Origin of the sequence: Alteromonas oceanisediminis, from assembly GCF_018474025.1 — a bacterium.
Taxonomy (GTDB): domain Bacteria; phylum Pseudomonadota; class Gammaproteobacteria; order Enterobacterales; family Alteromonadaceae; genus Alteromonas_E; species Alteromonas_E oceanisediminis.
Genome location: NZ_JAHCTA010000002.1, coordinates 128,040 through 148,238 on the forward strand (window position 1 = coordinate 128,040; position 20,199 = coordinate 148,238).

Consider the following 20,199-nt stretch of genomic DNA (forward strand, 5'->3'; position numbering starts at 1 on the left):
AATCATGCATAGCGTTGCTGCATTACAGGATAAAAAAGTGGCCATCATCGGTGCCGGAATGACCGGTATCTCTTGCGTGCGCTTTTTAACCCAGCACAACGTCAATGTAAGCGTGTTCGATACGCGCAGTGCGTTTGATGTCGACATTCAAACCGAGGTGCAGTGGGGGCCTTTGCCACCAGAAGCTCTGCTTAATTTTGACATCGTTGTGGTTAGCCCTGGGGTGAGTTTGACATTGCCTGCGTTAGTTAACGCGATGGAACGTGGTATTGATGTTATCGGCGATATTGAACTATTTGCACGCTTTAATCAGGTGCCAACGATTGGTGTGACCGGTTCGAATGGCAAATCGACGGTGGTCTCGTTACTCGGCGCTATTTTATCTGCCGCAGGGAAACACCCCTGTGTGTCGGGCAATATCGGTACACCAGTGCTGGATACGTTGTTATGCTCAGCGAGTGACACGCACCCTAGCGCAAAAGACTACGACTTTTACGTGCTAGAGTTGTCGAGCTTTCAGTTGGAATCCACAACGTCCTTGGCGCTTGACGTAGCCGCTGTGCTAAACGTGAGTGAAGACCATCTCGACCGCCACCACAACATGGCCAACTACACTGCTGCCAAGCAGCGTATCTGGAATGGGGCAAAACGGATTGTGTCCAATCGACAAGACAACCACACCATTGCCAGTGGAGCATCGCCTGACGATACTTTTGGCTTGGATTACTCGTCTCGAGGCATGGCGTGGCGCGAGACCGATCAAACTATTCTGTATCACGGCCAGCCTTTCATAGACTTTGCAAAATGCAAACTGGAAGGCCTGCACAATGTTCTGAATATTCAGGCAGCGGCGCTTTTAGCATTGGCAGTGGGTATAGATGCCAACGTCATTGAGAATGCTGTATGCGCATTCGATGGCCTGTCACATCGTTATCAAACCGTTGTCCAACAAGCGGGAGTGCGCTGGATAAACGACTCGAAAGCCACAAATCCGGGTGCCGCTCGCGTGAGTATCATGGGAGCGAGAGCGCAAACCCAGGGCAAGCTGATTGTGGTCATGGGCGGAGACGGCAAAGGGGCCGATTTGTCTGCGCTGAAACCGTTATTGGAGGACGCGGTTGACTATCTCATTACGCTGGGTGTGGATGGCAAGGTGATCATGGCACTGGTCGACAACAGTGTCTACGTCGATAACATGCAGCAGGCGGTTAACGTGGCTAAACGCGTGGCTTGCTCTGGCGATACGGTGCTCTTATCACCGGCTTGTGCCAGTATTGATATGTTCCGCAATTATGCGCATCGTGGCGACAGTTTCGCAGCGGCCGTTGCCGAGGTAGCAGCATGACGTTACTGTCCAGCAAAAGCGCTTCTCTGGCGCAAATCTTCTCTGCTCAGCATGATGAAGCGCCCAAGCGTTACTACGATCTCACCGTGGTGTTGGTTGCACTATCGCTAATGTCTATCGGCTTTGTGACCGTCAGTTCTGCCTCGATGCCTGAGGCCTCGCGGATTTTTGATAACCCGTTTCACTTTACCATTCGGCATGCCATTTACATGGGGCTGGCATTAATAGGTGCCATTGTGGTACTGCAGGTGCCAATGCAGTTTTGGCGGGTCACCAATCCGTACTTGTTGTTTGTCGCCATCGGCTTGCTATTAGCTGTATTAGTGTTCGGTCGCAATGTAAACGGCAGCACGCGTTGGTTGGTCGTAGGGCCGATAACGGTGCAAGCCGCCGAACCTGCCAAGCTGTTTTTCTTCTGTTATCTGGCAGGATATCTGGTGCGGCGCTATGAGGAAGTCACCGAAAATCTTAAAGGATTCATCAAGCCGCTGGTGGTATTTTTTGCGCTGGCGCTGTTGCTGTTGTTACAGCCCGATTTAGGCACGGTTGTGGTCATGCTGGCGACGACTATTGGCTTATTGTTCTTAGCGGGCGCTAAATTGTGGCAGTTTTTTGCGCTGGTATTTGTTGGTTTGCTCGCCGTTGTTGCATTGATCATCTTTGAAGAATATCGCATGCGACGTATTACGTCGTTTCTTGACCCTTGGGCAGACCCTTTTGGCAGTGGCTATCAGCTCACACAATCACTGATGGCTTACGGCCGTGGCGACTGGTTTGGACAGGGATTAGGCAATAGCTTACAAAAACTTGATTTTCTGCCCGAAGCGCACACCGATTTTATTGTGGCAATCCTTGCCGAAGAGACTGGGTTTGTGGGGGTTCTGTGCGTGCTCGCCTTGATATTAGTCCTTGTCATCAAGGCATTGAAAATCGGCAATGCAGCGTTGAGCAATCAACGTCCGTTCGATGGTTTCCTGGCTTATGCCATTGGGATTTGGTTCAGTTTCCAAACGGCAATTAATGTGGGCGCCAGCGCGGGTATACTGCCGACGAAAGGGTTGACGTTACCCCTTGTCAGCTACGGGGGATCGAGCCTAATTATCATGACCGTCGCGACGGCTTTGTTGCTGCGGATCGATTTTGAGATGCGCGTCGATGGTGTACAGGCACTCACCGCTAATAAGCGCAAGCCCAATCGCAAAGCACCACGAAAAGAGAACGGCGAGGTCGATCATGAGTAATGCGAAACGCATTTTAATCATGGCCGGCGGAACAGGCGGGCACATCTTCCCCGGTATCGCGGTTGCTGATGTGCTTCGTACCCAAGGCTGGGATATACAATGGCTCGGAACGGCAGAGCGGATGGAAGCTGAGATTGTGCCGGCGCATGGTTATCCTATCCACTTCATTCATGTAACCGGCTTGCGCGGGCGCGGGCTGGTTGCCAAAGTCAGCGCGCTGGTTGCCTTGTTTAAGGCGATTGTGCGCACCTATCGCATTATTAAAGACATTCAACCTCAGGTGGTATTGGGAATGGGCGGCTATGCCAGTGGACCTGGCGGCATTGCAGCAAAGTTGAAAGGTCTACCGTTGGCAATACATGAACAGAATGCTGTAGCTGGATTGACCAATCGTTGGTTGGCAACATTCGCCGATCGCGTTTTGCTGGGTTTCGCCAGCGCGGCAACAAGACTGCGCAATAAAGACAAAATTGAAGTGACCGGCAATCCGGTGCGAAGCGCGATTACCCATCAGCTGAAAGCTACCGTGCGCGATCCCGCAAGCGCCGGTTTACGCATTCTTATCGTGGGTGGAAGCTTAGGTGCTCGTCCCTTTAATCAGCAATTACCCGCACTGTTAGCAAGCCTGCAAAATGTCGCTATTTTTCATCAGTGTGGCAAAAACAATCATGGTCCGGTCAGAGATCTTTATCTGGCAGAAGGTCGACAGGAAAGTGCGGATTCATTGCGCATTGAAGAATTTGTTCACGATATAAGTGCTGCCTATGATTGGGCCGACGTGGTGATTTGCCGCGCCGGTGCGATTACTGTGACCGAAATTGCCCTTGCTGGTGTCGCGGCGATTTTTGTTCCTTTGCCGCATGCCGTAGATGATCACCAAACCGCGAACGCGAATACACTGGTTGAACGTGGCGGCGCATTGCTTGTCCCACAACCAATGCTTAACACTCAGTTACCTGCACTTATCTCTGACTTACTGCGCGCGCCCGGCCAGCTAAAAGCGTTACGCAGCAAAGCATTGGAGTGCGCAATTGGTGACGCTGCTGAGCGCGTTGCGGCCGCGTGTGTGGATCTGGCACGAGGGACTGGCGGTGCGAGTAAGAATGAGGTGCCTTCATGAGTGGTTTAGCGTCATTTAAAAATCCGCAGATGCGCCAAATTAAACATATCTTTTTTGTTGGTATCGGTGGCGCAGGGATGGGCGGCATTGCCGAAGTTTTGCTGAATGAAGGCTATCAGGTATCGGGTTCTGACATTCAGGACAACGCAATGACGCAACGACTGCGCGGATTGGGCGCGATGGTACATATCGGGCATGCCGCGACCAATATTGCTACCGTTAACGTGCTGGTGGTATCCAGTGCAATCGATGCCAGCAATCCTGAAATTATTGCTGCGAAGGCACAGCGCTTACCCATTATCCGACGCGCTGAAATGCTGGCTGAAATTATGCGCTTCCGCCACGGCATCGCAGTATCAGGTACACACGGTAAAACCACCACGACCAGTTTGTTGGCAACCATATTCGCTGAGGCGGGCTACGATCCTACCTATGTTATCGGTGGATTGCTCAACGGCGCGGGCACCAATGCCAAATTGGGCAGCAGCCGCTATTTGATTGCCGAAGCTGATGAGTCAGACGCGTCGTTTTTACATCTGCAACCAATGATTTCTGTGGTCACCAATATTGAGGCTGATCACATGGAAACTTATGGCGGCGATTTCGACAAAATGCAGGATACCTACATCCAGTTCTTGCACAACCTACCCTTCTACGGGCGGGCAGTCGTATGTGGTGATGATGAGGTGATTATCGGCTTGCTGGGTCGCATCGGTCGCAATACGCTGACTTATGGCGTGGGGGAAAACAATGATATTCGCGCCAGTCAGATCACGGCCAGTTTTGGGCAGATGTCATTTGTAGTGCATCGGCCAAATCTTCCTCAACTTCCAGTCACGGTCAAGCTGAGTGGCAAACACAATGTGTTAAACACGCTAGCTGCCATTGCTGTCGCCACAGATGAAGGCATTGAGGACAGCGCCATTCAGCAAGCATTAGCCAATTTTGGCGGTATCGGACGACGCTTTGAAACCTTAGGCCAGTTTTCCTTAGCCAAGGGGGGCTCTGTCACCTTAGTGGACGATTATGGCCACCATCCGACCGAAGTCAAAGCGACGCTCGAAGCCGCTCGCGCGAATTGGCCGGAACAGCGCATAGTGATGATATTTCAACCACACCGTTACACTCGAACACGCGACCTGTACGAAGATTTCGTCGATGTGTTGTCGGCTGTCGATGTGTTGCTGGTGCTTGACGTGTATGCCGCGAGTGAAGCGCCAATTGACGGGGCTGACAGCAAATCGTTGTGCAGATCCATTCGCATGCGGGGGCAAGTTGAACCTGTTTATGTGGGAGATGTGCCTAATGTCGCGACGATATTGCCGAATCTGTTGAAGGACGGCGATATTGTATTGACACAAGGTGCAGGCAACGTGGGGAGTCTCGCCAAACAGTTGCAGGCCGCGAGGCTTGATGCACAGGCGTGGCTACGAGAGGTGAGTGTATGAAACCCGATTTCAGTGCGCAACAATTCGGCAAAGTGGCAGTGATGTTTGGCGGGAATTCTGCCGAACGCGAGGTCTCGTTGAATTCTGGGCAGGCCGTGTTGGACGCACTGCATTCAAAAGGCGTCGATGCCTATAAATTTGATCCCGCTGAGCAGCCGATTACCGCGCTGGTCGAGCAGGGCGCCGATAGAGTTATGATCATGTTACATGGTCGAGGTGGTGAAGATGGCTCGCTACAAGGTGCTCTTCAGCAACTGAATATTCCCTATACCGGAAGCGGTGTTTTGGGATCGGCGCTCGCGATGGATAAAGTACACACCAAGCAAATTTGGCAGTGTTTGGGTTTACCTACCGCAAAATATAGAATTGCCGACAAAAGGCGCTTTGACGCAGGATCATGCGGCGCTATAATGCATGAGTTGGGGAATGTAGTGATGGTGAAACCGGCGCGCGAAGGTTCGAGCATCGGTATGGCCAAAGTGACAAGCGCTAAATTATTAGAAACTGCCGTTAAACAGGCATTCGATTACGATCGACATGTACTGATAGAGCAGTTCATTGATGGGCCGGAGTATACCGTAACCGTGTTGAACGGTGTGGCACTCCCGTCTATTCGTATGTCTACCCCTCACGTATTTTATGATTATTCGGCGAAGTATCAGGACAGTACAACGGAGTATTTTTGCCCCAGCGGTCTTTCCGCTGAGTGGGAACAACGCATCGCAGCATTGTCATTACAGGCGTTTGAAGCATTGTCGTGTGACGGCTGGGGGCGCGTTGATTTGATGCAGGACACTCACGGTGAGTTTTTCCTGCTTGAAGCCAACACGGTACCCGGCATGACTCAGAAAAGTTTGGTACCTAAGGCGGCAAAGGCGGCTGGGCTAAGTTTTGAAGACTTAGTGTTGCAGGTTTTGGCAACCAGTTTACAAGGGCGTGACTGATGACGACGGGATCACGCGTGCCACCGTCTACCCATACTATTGCTGGTATGGCGTTTCTGCTGGTCGTCATAGCTGGGCTGGTGGCGTCAGGGTTTTCTGTGTATCGCTGGTTGCATGATGCGCAACAGTTGCCTGTGCAACAGATCGCGTTTTTGGGTGAGCAACAGCACATTGATACGGCTCGGCTTGAGGCGCTGGTTAGACAGTCTCAGCAAGGCAGTTTTTTTGCGTTGGATGTCAACGAAGTGTATCGGTTGCTGGAAGCGCAGCCATGGGTTTACCGAGCCTCCGTGCGTAAACAATGGCCGAACAAGTTGACCGTGTTTATCGTTGAGCAACAAGCGGTTGCACAGTGGAACGATGATTTACTGTTGAACCCGTATGGCGAAACGTTTTCGGGTGGGCATGTTGAGCGGTTGCCGCGCTTGTACGGCCCTAGCGGTAGCGAGAAGACGGCATTGCAAGGCTACAATGCGATGCAAACCATACTGACAGGCGCTGCGTTACCGATCCATGAGTTGTTTTTGAGCGAGCGCTTTGCGTGGCAGATTACGTTACAGAATCAAGTCCGCTTGAATCTGGGGCGCCAAGAATTTATTGATAGATTACAACGGTTTGTCGATGTGTATCCGTTGTTGAAACAAGATGAACGAGCCGTCGATTATGTTGATCTGCGGTACGATACTGGGTTAGCCGTGGGCTGGTCAGGCAATGAAAAGCGAAGTGAGAACGTATAAGTATGTCCAAAGCGGTGGATAGAAATTTAATCGTCGGCCTAGACATCGGCACCAGCAAGGTGAAAGCGGTGGTGGGTGAGTTGCTCGATGACAACACAATTAGCGTAGTTGGCGTGGGCACGCATGCGTCTAAAGGCATGGACAAGGCCGGTGTTAACGATCTCAATTTAGTGGTGCAGTCGGTACAACGGGCGATTAACGAGATGGAGTTAATGGCGGATTGCCGTGTGTCATCAGTTTTTCTGGCGATATCAGGGCGTCATGTGCAGTGTCAAAATGAAAATGGCATGGTTCCGATAAATAACCAGGAAGTGACACAGGAAGATGTCGACAACGTTATTCACGCCGCACGGTCAGTACCTATCGCGGCGGAGCGCAGGTTGTTGCACGTGTTACCACAAGAGTTCACGATTGATGTTCAAGAAGGGATTAAGAATCCGATTGGTATGTCGGGCGTGCGTATGGAGGCTGATGCACACATCATCACCTGCGCCGATGACATGGCGAAAAACATTGTGAAGTCGGTTGAGCGCTGCGATTTACACGCAGACCAATTGATTTTTTCAGCATTGGCGTCAAGTTACGCCGTGCTTACGGATGATGAGCGTGAACTAGGCGTGTGTGTGGTCGATATTGGTGGTGGCACCATTGATATAGTGATCTACACCGATGGTGCTATTCGCCACACGGCAGTTATCCCCGTTGCGGGCAACCAGATCACCAGCGATATTGCGAAAATTTTTAGAACGCCGATCAGTAATGCGGAAGAGATTAAGGTCAATTATGCCTGCGCATTAAAAGACATGGTGAGCATGGAAGAAACGATTGAAGTGCCTAGCGTGGGTGGACGCCCTGCACGAGCCATGTCGCGTCACACGCTCGCAGAAGTGATTGAGCCGCGGTATCAGGAATTATTTGAATTGATCTATGAAGAAATCCAATCCTGCGGTTTGAATGAACAAATCGCAGCAGGCTTGGTATTGACTGGTGGCACTGCAAAAATGGAAGGTGCCGTCGAGTTTGCTGAGGAAATATTTCAAATGCCAGTGAGAGTGGGTAAGCCACTGGCAGTGAAAGGGTTAGCCGAATATGTCGATGACGCCAGTTTCGCTACCGTCATCGGTCTACTGCAGTATGGGAAGTTGCACGTAGATAATAAAAAAGCGAGTAAGAAAAAGCCCGGCGAAGACATGTTTACACGTGTCAAAAGCTGGTTTAAGGGTGAATTTTAAGCGTTAACTGATTTGTAGTGAGTCGTTGAGCTGATGCCAGCTTAGTGGTTTGCAGGCAAATAGAATGAACGTACATAACCGGAGAGTAAGTATGTTTGAATTAATGAATAGTCACGGCGAAGACGCAGTCATCAAAGTGATCGGAGTTGGTGGTGGTGGCGGCAACGCCATTGAGCACATGGTTAAACAAAGCATTGAAGGTGTTGAGTTCATTGCAGTGAATACGGATGCGCAAGTGCTGAGAAGCTCTTCTGCCAATGTGACGCTGCAAATTGGCACCAATGTGACCAAAGGCTTAGGTGCAGGCGCGGATCCCAATGTAGGTCGCGAGGCAGCGCATGAAGATCGTGAAACCATCCGTCAAAGCTTAGATGGCGCTGACATGGTGTTTATCACTGCCGGAATGGGCGGTGGTACTGGCACAGGCGCAGCCCCTGAAGTGGCAAAGATTGCACGCGAAATGGGTATTTTGACGGTTGCGGTCGTGACCAAGCCGTTTCCCTTCGAAGGCCGCAAGCGCAGCGATTTTGCCAATCAAGGTATTGAGGAGTTATCAAAGCATGTTGACTCTCTGATCACCATCCCGAACGAAAAGCTGCTTAAGGTCATGGGGCCACGTACGCCACTGTTGCAGGCATTCAGTGCGGCCAATGACGTATTACGTGGTGCGGTGCAAGGCATTGCAGAGCTGATTACTCGACCTGGTTTGATTAACGTGGATTTCGCCGATGTCAAAACCGTCATGTCTGAAATGGGCACTGCGATGATGGGCAGTGGCGCTGCATCTGGCGAAGATCGTGCCGAAGAAGCAGCAGAAGCCGCTATCGCTTGTCCGTTATTGGAAGACATCGATTTGTCTGGTGCGCGTGGAATTTTGGTCAATATCACGGCGGGTCCTGACTTTGCCATTGATGAGTTCGAAACTGTGGGTAACGCAGTGAAGGCCTTTGCGTCTGAAAATGCTACCGTGGTTGTTGGTACCGTCATCGATATGGACATGAAAGATGAACTTCGTGTTACCGTTGTTGCCACAGGTATCGGCGCTGAGCGCAAACCTGATATTGCTTTGGTCAGTAATGAGGGGTCACGTTTGACCAGCTCGGCACGCAACTTCAGTGGCCAGCGCGACAACACTGTGCGTCAGTCAAGCGGTGGCAATCAGGCGTTGAAGTCTGATGAAGCTGCGCAATCAGAAGAAGAGTTCGGGGAATATTTAGATATTCCAGCGTTTTTGCGCAAACAGGCAGACTGACAAATCGGGCGGCACCGGCTTGTCCGACCTGTTTTGACAGGTTTGACAGGCACATGTATAATATGCGGCCGTTTTTTGGGTACATAACATTATGATATTTCAACGTACAATTAAACAAGCGGTTCAGGAAACTGGTATCGGCTTGCACAAAGGAGAGAAGGTCACGATGACTCTCCGGCCTGCGCCTGCGAATACAGGAATTGTGTTCAGGCGTGTTGACCTTCACCCTCATGTTGATATTCCATCTCGTGCGAACGCGGTGGGTGACACGATGTTGTGTACCTGTTTAAGCAATGCTGACGGTGTCACTATTCACACGGTGGAGCACTTAGCCTCAGCGTTAGCCGGGCTTGGCATTGACAACATACTGGTTGAAGTTGATAGCCACGAACTGCCGATCATGGATGGCAGTGCAAGCCCGTTTGTGTTCCTGTTGCAGTCTGCTGGCATTGAAGAATTGACCGCGCCGAAGCGTTTTATTCGCGTCAAGAAAACGATTCGGGTCGAAGACGGTGATAAATGGGCCGAGCTGCGTCCTTTCGATGGTTTTAAAGTCGATTTTGCTATCGATTTTGATCATCCCGTTATCAGCCAGACGCGCCAACACATGGTCATGGATTTTGATTCGGCATCTTATGTGAATGAAGTCAGCCGCGCGCGCACTTTTGGCTTTATGCGTGATTTAGAATATATGAACGCACACAATCTGGCGTTGGGTGGTAGCATGGAAAATGCGGTAGCGCTGGATGAATTCCGTGTACTGAACCCAGAGGGTTTGCGCTATGATGACGAGTTTTTGAAGCACAAGGTCCTCGATGCGGTCGGCGATTTGTATCTGTGTGGGCACAGTATTGTCGGTGAGCTTAGAGCCTTTAAAACAGGGCACGGTTTGAATAATAAACTGTTAAATGCAATGCTCGCTGACCAGAACTGTTGGGAGTACACCACCTTTGAATCAGCTGAGAAAGCACCGATCAGGTTCACAGAACCTGCGCTCGTGTAACTGATAATTTATGTAAAATGCCGCTACTTTAGCGGCGTTTTCATTTCTGGCATTGAAAAAAAGCATCAACGTCACTCACGTTATACCCTGATATAAAAAAGGGGTTTGTGGGACTTGGCGTTACAGGTAGAATGAACAGGTTTAAATAACGTCGGCGATTTATGAAGTTTACCATTTTAATTCGAAGTAAACGCTTCCGCTTCGCAAAGCAGGTGGGGGCAAGAACACTCGTTAGCACCGCCGTTTTAGCGAGCCTGTTGATGTTGATTTCCAGTCGCTCAACCAGCAGTTTGGACGAAACGCTGGCGCGCATTCACGTCACGAAATCCGGTTTAGAACAAGAAAAAGCCCGCGCTATGGATATTGCGCAGCAGGCGAAAGACGAACTCAGCGTCCTTAAACGGCAGCTTGCCAGTATGGAAGCAAAACTGCGTGAGGTTGATGTCTTAAGTCAGCACGTGGCAACGCAGGCGGGTATCGAGTACACCAACGTTAGTGGTGTGTCAGCACAGGGTACTCCCCACACTGAAGATACCGTGGCCTCGTTTGACGCGGTACCACTGGTACAAAGTATCCTGCAGTTGGAAGAAAGGCTCGATCAAAAAGTTAAACAGCTCACAGCGCTTGAATCTGTGATGCTTGGCCACCATATTCAGGATATTAGTGAAGTCGCGGGTAAGCCAATCCAGACGGGTTGGTTGTCGTCTTACTACGGTATGCGAAAAGATCCTTTCAATGGCAAACCAGCCATGCATAAAGGGATAGACTTTGCAGGGAAAGACGGAGATCCGGTCGTGGCGACTGCAGCGGGTTTAGTGACCTGGGCGGGAGAGCGCTACGGTTATGGAAATTTGGTTGAAATTGATCACGGCAATGGGTTGGTTTCGCGCTATGGTCACAACGCCGACTTAAATGTGGCGATGGGCGACGTGGTAACTAAAGGCCAAGTGATAGCCAGTATGGGCAGCACGGGGCGCTCGACAGGCGCACATGTGCACTACGAAGTGCTCCGGCAAGGTAAGCAAATTGACCCGTTGCCCTTTGTGTATTAGGTATAAGCACACCACTTTCTTATAAAATAATTTACATTACGTTGGAATCAGTACTGATATGTTCTCAAGCATTGCAAGAAAACTCTTCGGCAGCCGAAATGATCGACTGCTTAAAAAAATGGGCAAAACGGTTGAAGCCATCAATGCATTGGAACCTGAATATGAAAGTCTCAGTGACGAACAACTCAAAGCGAAGACCGCTGAGTTCAAACAGCGACTTGAGAATAATGAAGGGCTGGATGCTCTATTAGTCGAGGCCTTCGCGGTCGTTCGAGAGGCCAGCAAGCGTGTTTTCAACATGCGCCATTTCGATGTGCAAATGCTTGGTGGTCAGGTACTTCATCAAGGCAAAATCGCCGAAATGCGTACCGGTGAAGGTAAAACATTAACCGCGACGTTACCGACCTATCTCAACGCCATCACCGGCAAAGGTGTTTATGTCATCACGGTCAATGATTATCTGGCGCGTCGAGACGCAGACTGGAGCCGCCCATTATTTGAATATTTGGGGTTAACCGTTGGCTGTAATGTTCCTGGTATGAGTCAGCAACAGAAAAAAGAAGCTTACAGCTGTGACGTGATTTACGGCACCAATAACGAATTTGGTTTTGATTATTTGCGCGACAATATGGCCTTTAGCCCGCAGGATCGCGTGCAAAAAGAACTGTATTATGCGGTTATTGATGAAGTGGATTCTATCCTAATCGATGAAGCCCGAACGCCGCTGATTATTTCGGGCGCTGCCGAAGACAGCTCTGAGCTGTACCGGGCCATTAACAAGATTATTCCTGAGCTGGTACGTCAGGAAAAAGAAGATGAAGAAGGTCAGATGGGCGATGGTGATTACACCATCGATGAGAAAGGCAAGCAGATACATCTGACTGAAAATGGTCAAGTTCATGTCGAGGAAATACTCCAGCGTGAAGGTGTGTTGCCCGAGGGCGAATCACTTTTTGCCGCGGCTAATATCTCATTACTTCATCACGTCAATGCCGCGCTGCGCGCACATAAACTCTTCAGTAAAGATGTTGATTATATTGTCAAAGGCGATGAAATCGTTATCGTCGATGAGCATACCGGGCGCACCATGGAAGGCCGCCGGTGGTCTGAAGGGTTACACCAGGCGGTTGAAGCGAAAGAAGGCGTTAAGATCCAAAATGAGAATCAGACGCTCGCATCAATCACCTTCCAAAACTACTTCCGTTTGTTTGACAAACTGGGTGGCATGACAGGTACCGCCGACACAGAAGCATTTGAATTCAATCATATTTACAGCCTTGAAACGGTCGTTATTCCCACTAACCGTCCCATGATCCGCGATGACAAAGCCGATCTCATCTATCTCACTGCGCAAGAGAAGTATGACGCCATTGTTGAAGACATCAAAGATTGTGTGAAACGAGGGCAGCCGACATTGGTTGGCACGGTGTCAATCGAGAACTCTGAACTGCTTTCACGCATTTTAACGAAAGAAAAAATAAAGCATAAAGTGCTCAACGCAAAATTCCATGAACAGGAAGCGGATATCGTTGCGCAAGCCGGTAAGCCCGGTGCTGTCACAATCGCCACCAACATGGCTGGTCGTGGTACTGATATTGTGTTAGGTGGTAACCTGCAAGTTGAACTGGATAGCATTAACGATCCTAAGCCGGGCACGGTTGAGAAACTTAAAGAAGAATGGAAAGCGCGCCACAAGGCTGTTTTAGACGCGGGCGGTTTGCACATTATTGGTACAGAGCGTCATGAGTCTCGCCGTATTGATAACCAGCTCCGTGGTCGCTCTGGACGTCAGGGCGATCCAGGTTCATCTCGTTTCTACTTGTCCCTAGACGATGCCTTAATGCGTATTTTCGCCTCTGAAAAAATGGGTAATATGATGAAACGCCTGGGCATGGAGAAGGGCGAAGCCATCGAACATCCGTGGGTGACTCGTGCGATTGAAAATGCCCAACGTAAAGTAGAAGGGCGTAACTTCGATATTCGTAAACAGTTGCTTGAATACGATGATGTAGCGAATGACCAGCGCAAAGTCATTTACGAACAACGTAATGAGTTGCTCGATGAAGGCGACATTAGCGACACGATATCTGCTATTCGGGAAGATGTGGTATCCAGTGTTATTGATGAATATATTCCACCCCAGTCACTTGAAGAAATGTGGGATGTGGCCGGTCTTGAAGTTCGATTGAAAGGCGACTTTGCGGTGGATTTACCGTTGCAGAAATGGCTAGATAGCGATGACAAATTGTATGAAGAAAAATTGCGCGAGCGCATTCATACTGAAATCACCGATGCCTATAAAGCGAAAGAAGCGATTGTTGGGCCAGATGTACTGCGCCAATTTGAAAAGGCGGTGATGCTACAAAATCTCGATAGTCACTGGAAAGAGCATTTGGCCGCTATGGATCACTTGCGCCAAGGTATCCATTTACGTGGTTATGCCCAGAAAAATCCAAAGCAGGAATACAAACGTGAGTCATTTGAGCTGTTCTCTGGCATGCTTGAAGCGCTGAAAGTTGAAGTGATTTCGATCCTAAGTAAAGTGCAGGTGAAAGCGGAGTCTGATGTCGAGGCGGTAGAGCAACAACGCCGTGAAGCCGATGACGTACAAAAAACCTACGAGCATGAGTCTGCACAACAGTCGTCACCTGCGAAACCGGAGCAGGCAGGTCAGGCGCAGTCACCTGTCCGCCAGGGGCCTAAAGTGGGTCGTAACGAGCCTTGTCCGTGTGGCTCGGGTAAAAAATACAAGCAGTGTCACGGTAAGCTTAATTAGTGCGTATAGATGTTGCCGTCGGGGTTATCGTACATCGTAGCTCTGTATTGATTGCCCAGCGTGCCAAACACCTGCATCAGGGCGATAAATGGGAGTTTCCTGGCGGCAAGATTGAGCCAGGAGAATCCCAACAGCAGGCGCTGTGCCGAGAGCTTGAAGAAGAGGTTTGCATTCAGGTAACTGAGTGTGCACATTGGTTTTCGTTAAGCTTTGACTACCCCGACAAATCGGTCAATCTGCATATCTGGGGAGTGACAGATTTCACTGGTGAACCAGAAGGCCGAGAGGGGCAGCCATTACGCTGGGCTCCTATCGACACGCTGCCACAGTATACGTTTCCTGAGGCTAATCAACCGATTATTGAACGGCTACAGCAGGGCAATTTTTAGTACCGAAGGGGTCCGTTGCGCTGTAATATGTAGGTCAGGTTTGAGTGGCGATAGCTTAATCGCCCGAGCGATACCCAACTCACCACACGCTTTACACACTGCACAACATAGGCTTTCCATCCTTTGCCATGTTGCCGAAAACCTTCCGCATACTCGGCAGTTAAAGAGACATCAACACAATAGCGTTGACAAAAATCCTGCATACCATGACGCGAGAGAAGCGCGGAGTAATGCGTAGGGTATGGACCGTGGCCATTGGCGCCGGCCTGTTTCTTACCCAACACGTAGCGGTAATAACTGACGTGAAACCAGTGTGGTGTGTATTTGGCGATAAAGCCATACACTGAGAATGGATCTGGCACGCGAAGAATAATAATCCCACCCGGCGCTAGCCAGCGAACAAACCGCCGCATCAATGTTTCAGCATCTTCCACATGTTCCAGTACGAACGAGCAATACACAACATCAAAGCTATTGGGCGGAAAAGTGACATCGAACAATGAACTCACAATACTGCGGGTGAGATCATCATGACGATCTTGACGGGCTGCAATGGCATCACTGTCACTATCGACCCCAGTGATACTGAGGTTAACGTCGTTTAATTGGAACGGCCAATGGCGACCGCATCCGGCTTCCAACACGCGCACAGCGCCGTGGTAAGTTGCTTGTTTACGAATGGCCGTTTCGATGATGGTGCGCTCCTGCTGCGCACTACGTAATAGCGTGATGGGCTGTAATTTTGCCATCCGAATTCCCTGTACCAATAGCTCGTTTCAAGGAATAAGCAGATTATGCGCCACACTGGCACTCTGACTCAGTGTAAAGGTTACAACTGCGCTTTTACGGCAGTGGCAAAAGCCACATGACCTGCCTGATAGGCGGCTTCATTGATGAAATGCGGATACACTGACATGCTGCCCTGCCAATAATGCAGTGTGCCATCAAAGCCAGTAAAAATCGGCTTACCCGGTGATAACTCGATAAAATCAGCGTCTTGTAGGGCGGGGTGGATCATGGCGGCAACCTGACCTGACGCGGTGAGCGGAAACTCAATGTTTTCGACAAATCGAAACACGTCACAGGGTGGTAACGCGGACAAATCATCGCGCCCCCAGGCGTGACAAAAATCCAATACGATTTGAAGTAGCGTTAATGTGTCGTGAAACAGCGACGCTCGACACACACCTTGAGGTTGTGCTCCCATCTCAAGCATCACGCCGTGTCGCCCCAGTGTGCATAGATACGGATGCTCCGAAACGGCTTTCTCGTCTTCCAACAGCACGTTGCACTGCGGCAGCTTATGCTTCACGAAACGCGCCATTGTGCGGTTGAATTCATCATTTTCCACCAGAATGAGTGTTGCTCCCATATTACTCGTGGTGTTGTGAATATCGATGATCACATCGGGTCTGGTATTTTGATCAGCCGAATAATGCAATGCCAGTTCTTGCGCACGCGAAGCTTCGATACTGAGTTGGTCTGCATGTCGATTCTGCGCCAGCGTATGCTGGGCAAATTGGCGGTTTAAGTCTTGCTCCACAAACCGCACACGTTGGGCAACGGCGGTCGGATTTGCCATCAGTGTATCGAGAAACAACCCATGTAATTGCATCGATTCTGCCAACGTTGACCACTGTTCAACTAAGCGTACACCGGTGAGTTCGTTGCCGTGGGTTCCCCCCACTAAGAGGACTGAATTGACCTGCTTCACGCAACCGCCTTGTTAATCATTGTTGAAAAAAGATTTTTGTTGTTGTTCGAATTGTTCCGCAATGGCTTCTTCGTCAATGTGATCAGCCATATTTCCTGAGGGTGCGGCAGGGATACTATGCGCTTCGGTCGCCCAGTCCCCCAAGTCAATTAGCTGACATTTTTTACTACAAAAAGGGCGAAACTCGGACGTTTCGGACCATTCAACGGGCTTGGCGCAAGAAGGACAGTTTACGGTAGTCATAATTAACAGCTCGCGATTTCAAATGTAATGTCGGTATCGATGGGCTTTGACGATACTTCCGTTTGAGAAAAATTCATAAACCTGAGGGCATATCGGTATTTATTGCCTGACAATGTGGGGTAACAGCCAGTGGCGGGATCAAGCTTTACTCTCACCAGTTCGCCACGCTCGTCCGCTAAGCCTGGGAAAAAACCTTTTGCAGCGCTGACAGATTTGAACCGGCCCCGCTCACGCAAGAACGATAGCGTCAAATTTATTGCTTCATCAATGACAGTAAAGCTTTCTCGCCACGTCGCTTGGCTTTTCTCGCGCGTTGCTTCGCCAAGGCTCATCCAATAATGCAAATTGGGCAAATCAAAAGCACAGGCACCGCCGGGAATGGCAAAACGTTGACGAATGGTGGCTAAAAACGGATCATCCTTTAGATCGCTCCCTATCCGCTTGTTAAGTTTGAGGGCTTCGCGCAGCTGAATGATTTTTTTCAGCGTAAGCTGCAACGCATCATTGTTGATATTCGGGTGTTGCGACCAATGCAGCAAATTACGCTCATGCGCATCAATATCTTTGATGACATCGGAGCGAATATCTAGGCGCTCCAGTAAATCCAATAGGGTGAATAAATCTTCGAAAAAGTGAACATTAGCCGTCGGCGTTCCGCTGTGTGCTGATGAATCTATTTGCTTCAACAGTTGCTCGATGCGTAAGTAGTTTCGCACTTTCTCGTTGAGTGGAAACTCATAAACTGTTGTCGACATATTTCTCCCTCATTTGTATGACGGCACTACACAGCAAAAAGCGCTTAATTTCAAGTACTAGATGCTCAGACAACGCAGAACAGCGATAGTTTTAAAGTGAGCTGGCTTGGCTCAGTGTCAGGTAGGTTTGATGTAGCTCACTCACGCGTTGATCGAGCGATTCCAACGGTAGGCTGTTGTCAATCACATCGTCGGCGGCGGCTAAGCGTTCAGCGCGGCTCATTTGAGCATCCATAATTGATTTTACCAGCGACTCATCAGAGCCATCACGGCGGGTAACACGGGCAATTTGGGTAGTTTCAGGTACATCGACAACCAACACCCGATGTACCAACGTGTTCAGTTTGTTTTCCAGTAATAATGGCACGCTCAATACACAATATGCCGAGGTTGCTGTAGCAATGTCTTGCATCATCTGCTCGCGTATCAATGGGTGTAACAGTTCATTCAGCCACTTTTTCTGCTCCGGCTGGGTAAATATCACCTGACGCAGCGCGGCGCGATCCAGCGTGCCATCGGGCTGCAGCATCGCGTTGCCAAAGCGCTGTCGTATACTTGCCAATGCGTGGCTACCTTTTTGAACCACCTGACGCGCACAAACATCAGCATCCACAACATCAATGCCCAATTGCGCAAATCGGTCGCTTACTGCCGTTTTGCCAGAGCCTATCCCGCCCGTTAGCCCGACCACAAAATCACTCATCCCAATGCCCATTGCAGATAAAATTCGCGTATGTCGCTGCCGTACATCAGGGTTAACCAACCAGCCACTGCCAAATAGGGTCCAAACGGAATAGCTTGCGTAGCGTCATTTTTACGCAATGCAATCAGGCTGATGCCAACAATTGCGCCAACTAATGAGGACAATATCACAATGATCGGCAGCCCTTGCCACCCTGTGAAAGCACCTAAGGCAGCGAGCAATTTGAAGTCTCCGTAGCCCATACCTTCCTTGCCAGTTAGCAGCTTGAAGCTCCAATAGACGCTCCACAAAGATAAATATCCTGCAGCCGCTCCGATGATCGCTTCTGCAGGTGACACAAATACAGAGTCGAGACTGATCAATAAACCAAACCACAGCAGGGGTAAGGTCAACTCATCGGGAAGCAACATCTTATCAATATCAATGCCTGTCATGGCGATGAGCAACCAGGTAAGCACAATCGCGCAGAGTGCAGCACTGCCATAGCCGAAGTGAACCGCAACCCAAACCGATAACAATGCGGTTGTCAGCTCAACCAGCGGATAACGTAGACTGATACGCGTTTGACAGCTTGTGCATTTTCCGCGCAACAGTAACCAACTGACGACAGGAATGTTTTCCCAAGCGCGAATACGATGACCACAGGCCGGGCAGGTAGAATCAGGCTTGACCAGATTAAACGGCTCGACAGATGCTGTTTGCGGCTCTTCAGCGTGTTGTGTTGTTGCTTGTGAGAAGTAGCTTTGGTATTCACGCTGCCACGACTTTTCCATCATGATAGGCAGCCGGTAAATCACCACATTCAGGAAGCTACCCACCATCAAACTGATGACAAACACAAAAATGTAAAAAAACAGCGGCGACTGCGCCAGCAAATCAAACATAGCAGACATAGTAAATTATTATTGTTCAGTAATAGCGGTAGCGTACCAGAATTTAACCCATTGTAAGCGCTGATTTTTGCACGCCCAAATGCGTGTTTTAAACCACGTTGCCCATTTGGAAGATAGGGAGGTACATGGCGACAATCAGGCCACCAATGACGACGCCCAGTACTGCCATGATCATAGGCTCCAGTAAGCTGGTGAGGCCATCCACCATATCGTCGACTTCGGCTTCGTAGATTGACGCGATTTTGCTCAGCATGTCATCGACTGCGCCGGACTCTTCACCAATAGCAATCATTTGTGTGACCATATCTGGGAACACGGCGGTGGCGCGCATCGCTGTATGCATTTGCATACCGCCAGCAACCTCTTTTCGAATAAATAATATCGCGTTTCGATACACTGCATTACCCGACGCGCCTGCGGCTGATTCAAGGGCGCCGATCAAGGGCACACCCGCGGCGAATGTTGTCGATAATGTACGGGTAAAGCGGGCTATCGAAGCCTTCTTAAGAATTTCGCCGATCACCGGAATTTTGAGTATTTGCGCGTCTACTTTGTCACGCAGTGCCGCTGACTTTTTGTGGGCGCGCATAAATGCCCAGGCACCAAATCCGGCCGCCGCCGCAATGTAGACACCATAATCTTGCACAAAGCGAGAAATGCCCAGCACGAATTGCGTAAATGCTGGCAGCTCAGCGCCGAAGCTGCTGAAAATCTCTTCAAACTGCGGCACCACAAACACCAACAGTATGGTAGTAACGATAAAGGCAACCACGACAACCGCGATAGGGTAAAACATGGCTTTCTTAATTTTTGATTTGAGGGCTTCGGCTTTTTCCTTATAGACCGCGATACGATCGTAAATCGTTTCAAGTGCACCAGACTGCTCACCGGTTTCTACCAGGTCGCAATACAAATCATCGAAGTGATCTGGGTGTTTACGTAATGCCGTTGACAATGGCGTACCCGCTTTGACTTCGTGTACGACTTCGCCAAGCATTTTACGCATTGACGGTTTAGAATGCCCTTGCGCAATCATTTCTAATGATTGGATAAGGGTGACGCCCGCTCCCAGCATGGTGGCAATCTGACGAGACAGTATACTGATATCGGCAGCATTGATTTTGCTGTTGCCGCCAAACAGCGGTTTGGCCAGCTTTTTAACTTTCGTGGCCGAGACACCTTGACGGCGCAGAAGATTCTTCGCTTCACTTAACGATACAGCATTGATTTCGCCTTTTTTGGCATTTCCTTGCCGATCAGCGCCTTGATAGGTGAAAGTCGTTAATGCTTTTGCCATTGGGGTGCACTCGTGTTGGTACTGATAATGACTGAAAAAAAGCCCAGTAAAACTG

Annotated in this window: 19 protein-coding genes; 12 read left to right on the forward strand and 7 right to left on the reverse strand. The window is 49.8% G+C overall.

Annotated features, from left to right (window positions below; genetic code table 11):
• Positions 1-4: 4 nt before the first annotated feature.
• From murD to mutT, 12 genes are all read left to right on the forward strand, one after another.
• Complete coding sequence (gene murD / locus KIU71_RS03780; RefSeq protein ID WP_214129848.1) at positions 5-1,345, forward strand: UDP-N-acetylmuramoyl-L-alanine--D-glutamate ligase; 1,341 nt, start codon at positions 5-7, stop codon at positions 1,343-1,345.
• On the forward strand, positions 1,342-2,586 hold the full coding sequence (gene ftsW, locus KIU71_RS03785; RefSeq protein WP_214129849.1) for a cell division protein FtsW: 1,245 nt from the start codon (positions 1,342-1,344) through the stop codon (positions 2,584-2,586). Before murD ends, ftsW begins: the two co-directional genes overlap by 4 nt.
• The gene (murG, locus tag KIU71_RS03790) at positions 2,579-3,706 is read left to right on the forward strand and encodes an undecaprenyldiphospho-muramoylpentapeptide beta-N-acetylglucosaminyltransferase (protein WP_214129850.1); all 1,128 of its coding nucleotides are present in this window, start codon (positions 2,579-2,581) and stop codon (positions 3,704-3,706) included. The genes ftsW and murG overlap by 8 nt, the downstream gene beginning before the upstream one ends.
• Positions 3,703-5,154 (forward strand): UDP-N-acetylmuramate--L-alanine ligase, encoded by a 1,452-nt coding sequence (murC, locus tag KIU71_RS03795; protein ID WP_214129851.1) that lies wholly within the window; start codon positions 3,703-3,705, stop codon positions 5,152-5,154. Before murG ends, murC begins: the two co-directional genes overlap by 4 nt.
• The gene (locus tag KIU71_RS03800) at positions 5,151-6,098 is read left to right on the forward strand and encodes a D-alanine--D-alanine ligase (protein ID WP_214129852.1); all 948 of its coding nucleotides are present in this window, start codon (positions 5,151-5,153) and stop codon (positions 6,096-6,098) included. The genes murC and KIU71_RS03800 overlap by 4 nt, the downstream gene beginning before the upstream one ends.
• The gene (locus KIU71_RS03805; RefSeq protein WP_214129853.1) at positions 6,098-6,835 is read left to right on the forward strand and encodes a cell division protein FtsQ/DivIB; all 738 of its coding nucleotides are present in this window, start codon (positions 6,098-6,100) and stop codon (positions 6,833-6,835) included. The genes KIU71_RS03800 and KIU71_RS03805 overlap by 1 nt, the downstream gene beginning before the upstream one ends.
• A 2-nt stretch (positions 6,836-6,837) precedes the next feature.
• Positions 6,838-8,067 (forward strand): cell division protein FtsA, encoded by a 1,230-nt coding sequence (gene ftsA / locus KIU71_RS03810; RefSeq protein ID WP_214129854.1) that lies wholly within the window; start codon positions 6,838-6,840, stop codon positions 8,065-8,067.
• Positions 8,068-8,158: 91 nt separating this feature from the next.
• Positions 8,159-9,319, forward strand: a complete 1,161-nt coding sequence (gene ftsZ, locus KIU71_RS03815) for a cell division protein FtsZ (RefSeq protein ID WP_214129855.1) — start codon at positions 8,159-8,161, stop codon at positions 9,317-9,319.
• A 91-nt stretch (positions 9,320-9,410) separates the two neighbouring features.
• Complete coding sequence (gene lpxC / locus KIU71_RS03820) at positions 9,411-10,322, forward strand: UDP-3-O-acyl-N-acetylglucosamine deacetylase (RefSeq protein ID WP_214129856.1); 912 nt, start codon at positions 9,411-9,413, stop codon at positions 10,320-10,322.
• 161 nt (positions 10,323-10,483) lie between these two features.
• On the forward strand, positions 10,484-11,374 hold the full coding sequence (locus KIU71_RS03825; RefSeq protein ID WP_214129857.1) for a M23 family metallopeptidase: 891 nt from the start codon (positions 10,484-10,486) through the stop codon (positions 11,372-11,374).
• Between the two features lie 58 nt (positions 11,375-11,432).
• Positions 11,433-14,150, forward strand: coding sequence for a preprotein translocase subunit SecA (secA, locus tag KIU71_RS03830; RefSeq protein ID WP_214129858.1), 2,718 nt, complete (start codon positions 11,433-11,435; stop codon positions 14,148-14,150).
• Entirely contained in the window at positions 14,150-14,539 is a 390-nt protein-coding gene (gene mutT, locus KIU71_RS03835) for an 8-oxo-dGTP diphosphatase MutT (RefSeq protein ID WP_214129859.1), read from the forward strand. The genes secA and mutT overlap by 1 nt, the downstream gene beginning before the upstream one ends.
• Here mutT and KIU71_RS03840 read toward each other — a convergent pair.
• The 7 genes from KIU71_RS03840 to KIU71_RS03870 form a co-directional block, all read right to left on the reverse strand.
• Complete coding sequence (locus KIU71_RS03840; protein WP_214129860.1) at positions 14,536-15,288, reverse strand: class I SAM-dependent methyltransferase; 753 nt, start codon at positions 15,286-15,288, stop codon at positions 14,536-14,538. The two genes, mutT and KIU71_RS03840, sit on opposite strands and share 4 nt — an antisense overlap.
• A gap of 80 nt (positions 15,289-15,368) precedes the next feature.
• The gene (locus tag KIU71_RS03845) at positions 15,369-16,253 is read right to left on the reverse strand and encodes an aspartoacylase (protein WP_214129861.1); all 885 of its coding nucleotides are present in this window, start codon (positions 16,251-16,253) and stop codon (positions 15,369-15,371) included.
• 12 nt (positions 16,254-16,265) lie between these two features.
• Complete coding sequence (gene yacG / locus KIU71_RS03850) at positions 16,266-16,496, reverse strand: DNA gyrase inhibitor YacG (protein ID WP_214129862.1); 231 nt, start codon at positions 16,494-16,496, stop codon at positions 16,266-16,268.
• A gap of 2 nt (positions 16,497-16,498) precedes the next feature.
• Positions 16,499-17,251, reverse strand: coding sequence for a cell division protein ZapD (zapD, locus tag KIU71_RS03855; RefSeq protein ID WP_214129863.1), 753 nt, complete (start codon positions 17,249-17,251; stop codon positions 16,499-16,501).
• Between the two features lie 91 nt (positions 17,252-17,342).
• A complete protein-coding gene (coaE, locus tag KIU71_RS03860) occupies positions 17,343-17,954 on the reverse strand; it encodes a dephospho-CoA kinase (RefSeq protein ID WP_214129864.1) in 612 nt (203 codons plus the stop codon).
• Positions 17,951-18,847 carry a prepilin peptidase gene (locus KIU71_RS03865; protein ID WP_214129865.1) on the reverse strand — a complete coding sequence of 299 codons (897 nt, stop codon included), beginning with the start codon at positions 18,845-18,847 and terminating at the stop codon, positions 17,951-17,953. Before KIU71_RS03865 ends, coaE begins: the two co-directional genes overlap by 4 nt.
• Before the next feature lie 88 nt (positions 18,848-18,935).
• A complete protein-coding gene (locus tag KIU71_RS03870) occupies positions 18,936-20,144 on the reverse strand; it encodes a type II secretion system F family protein (protein WP_214129866.1) in 1,209 nt (402 codons plus the stop codon).
• Between the last annotated feature and the right edge of the window lie 55 nt (positions 20,145-20,199).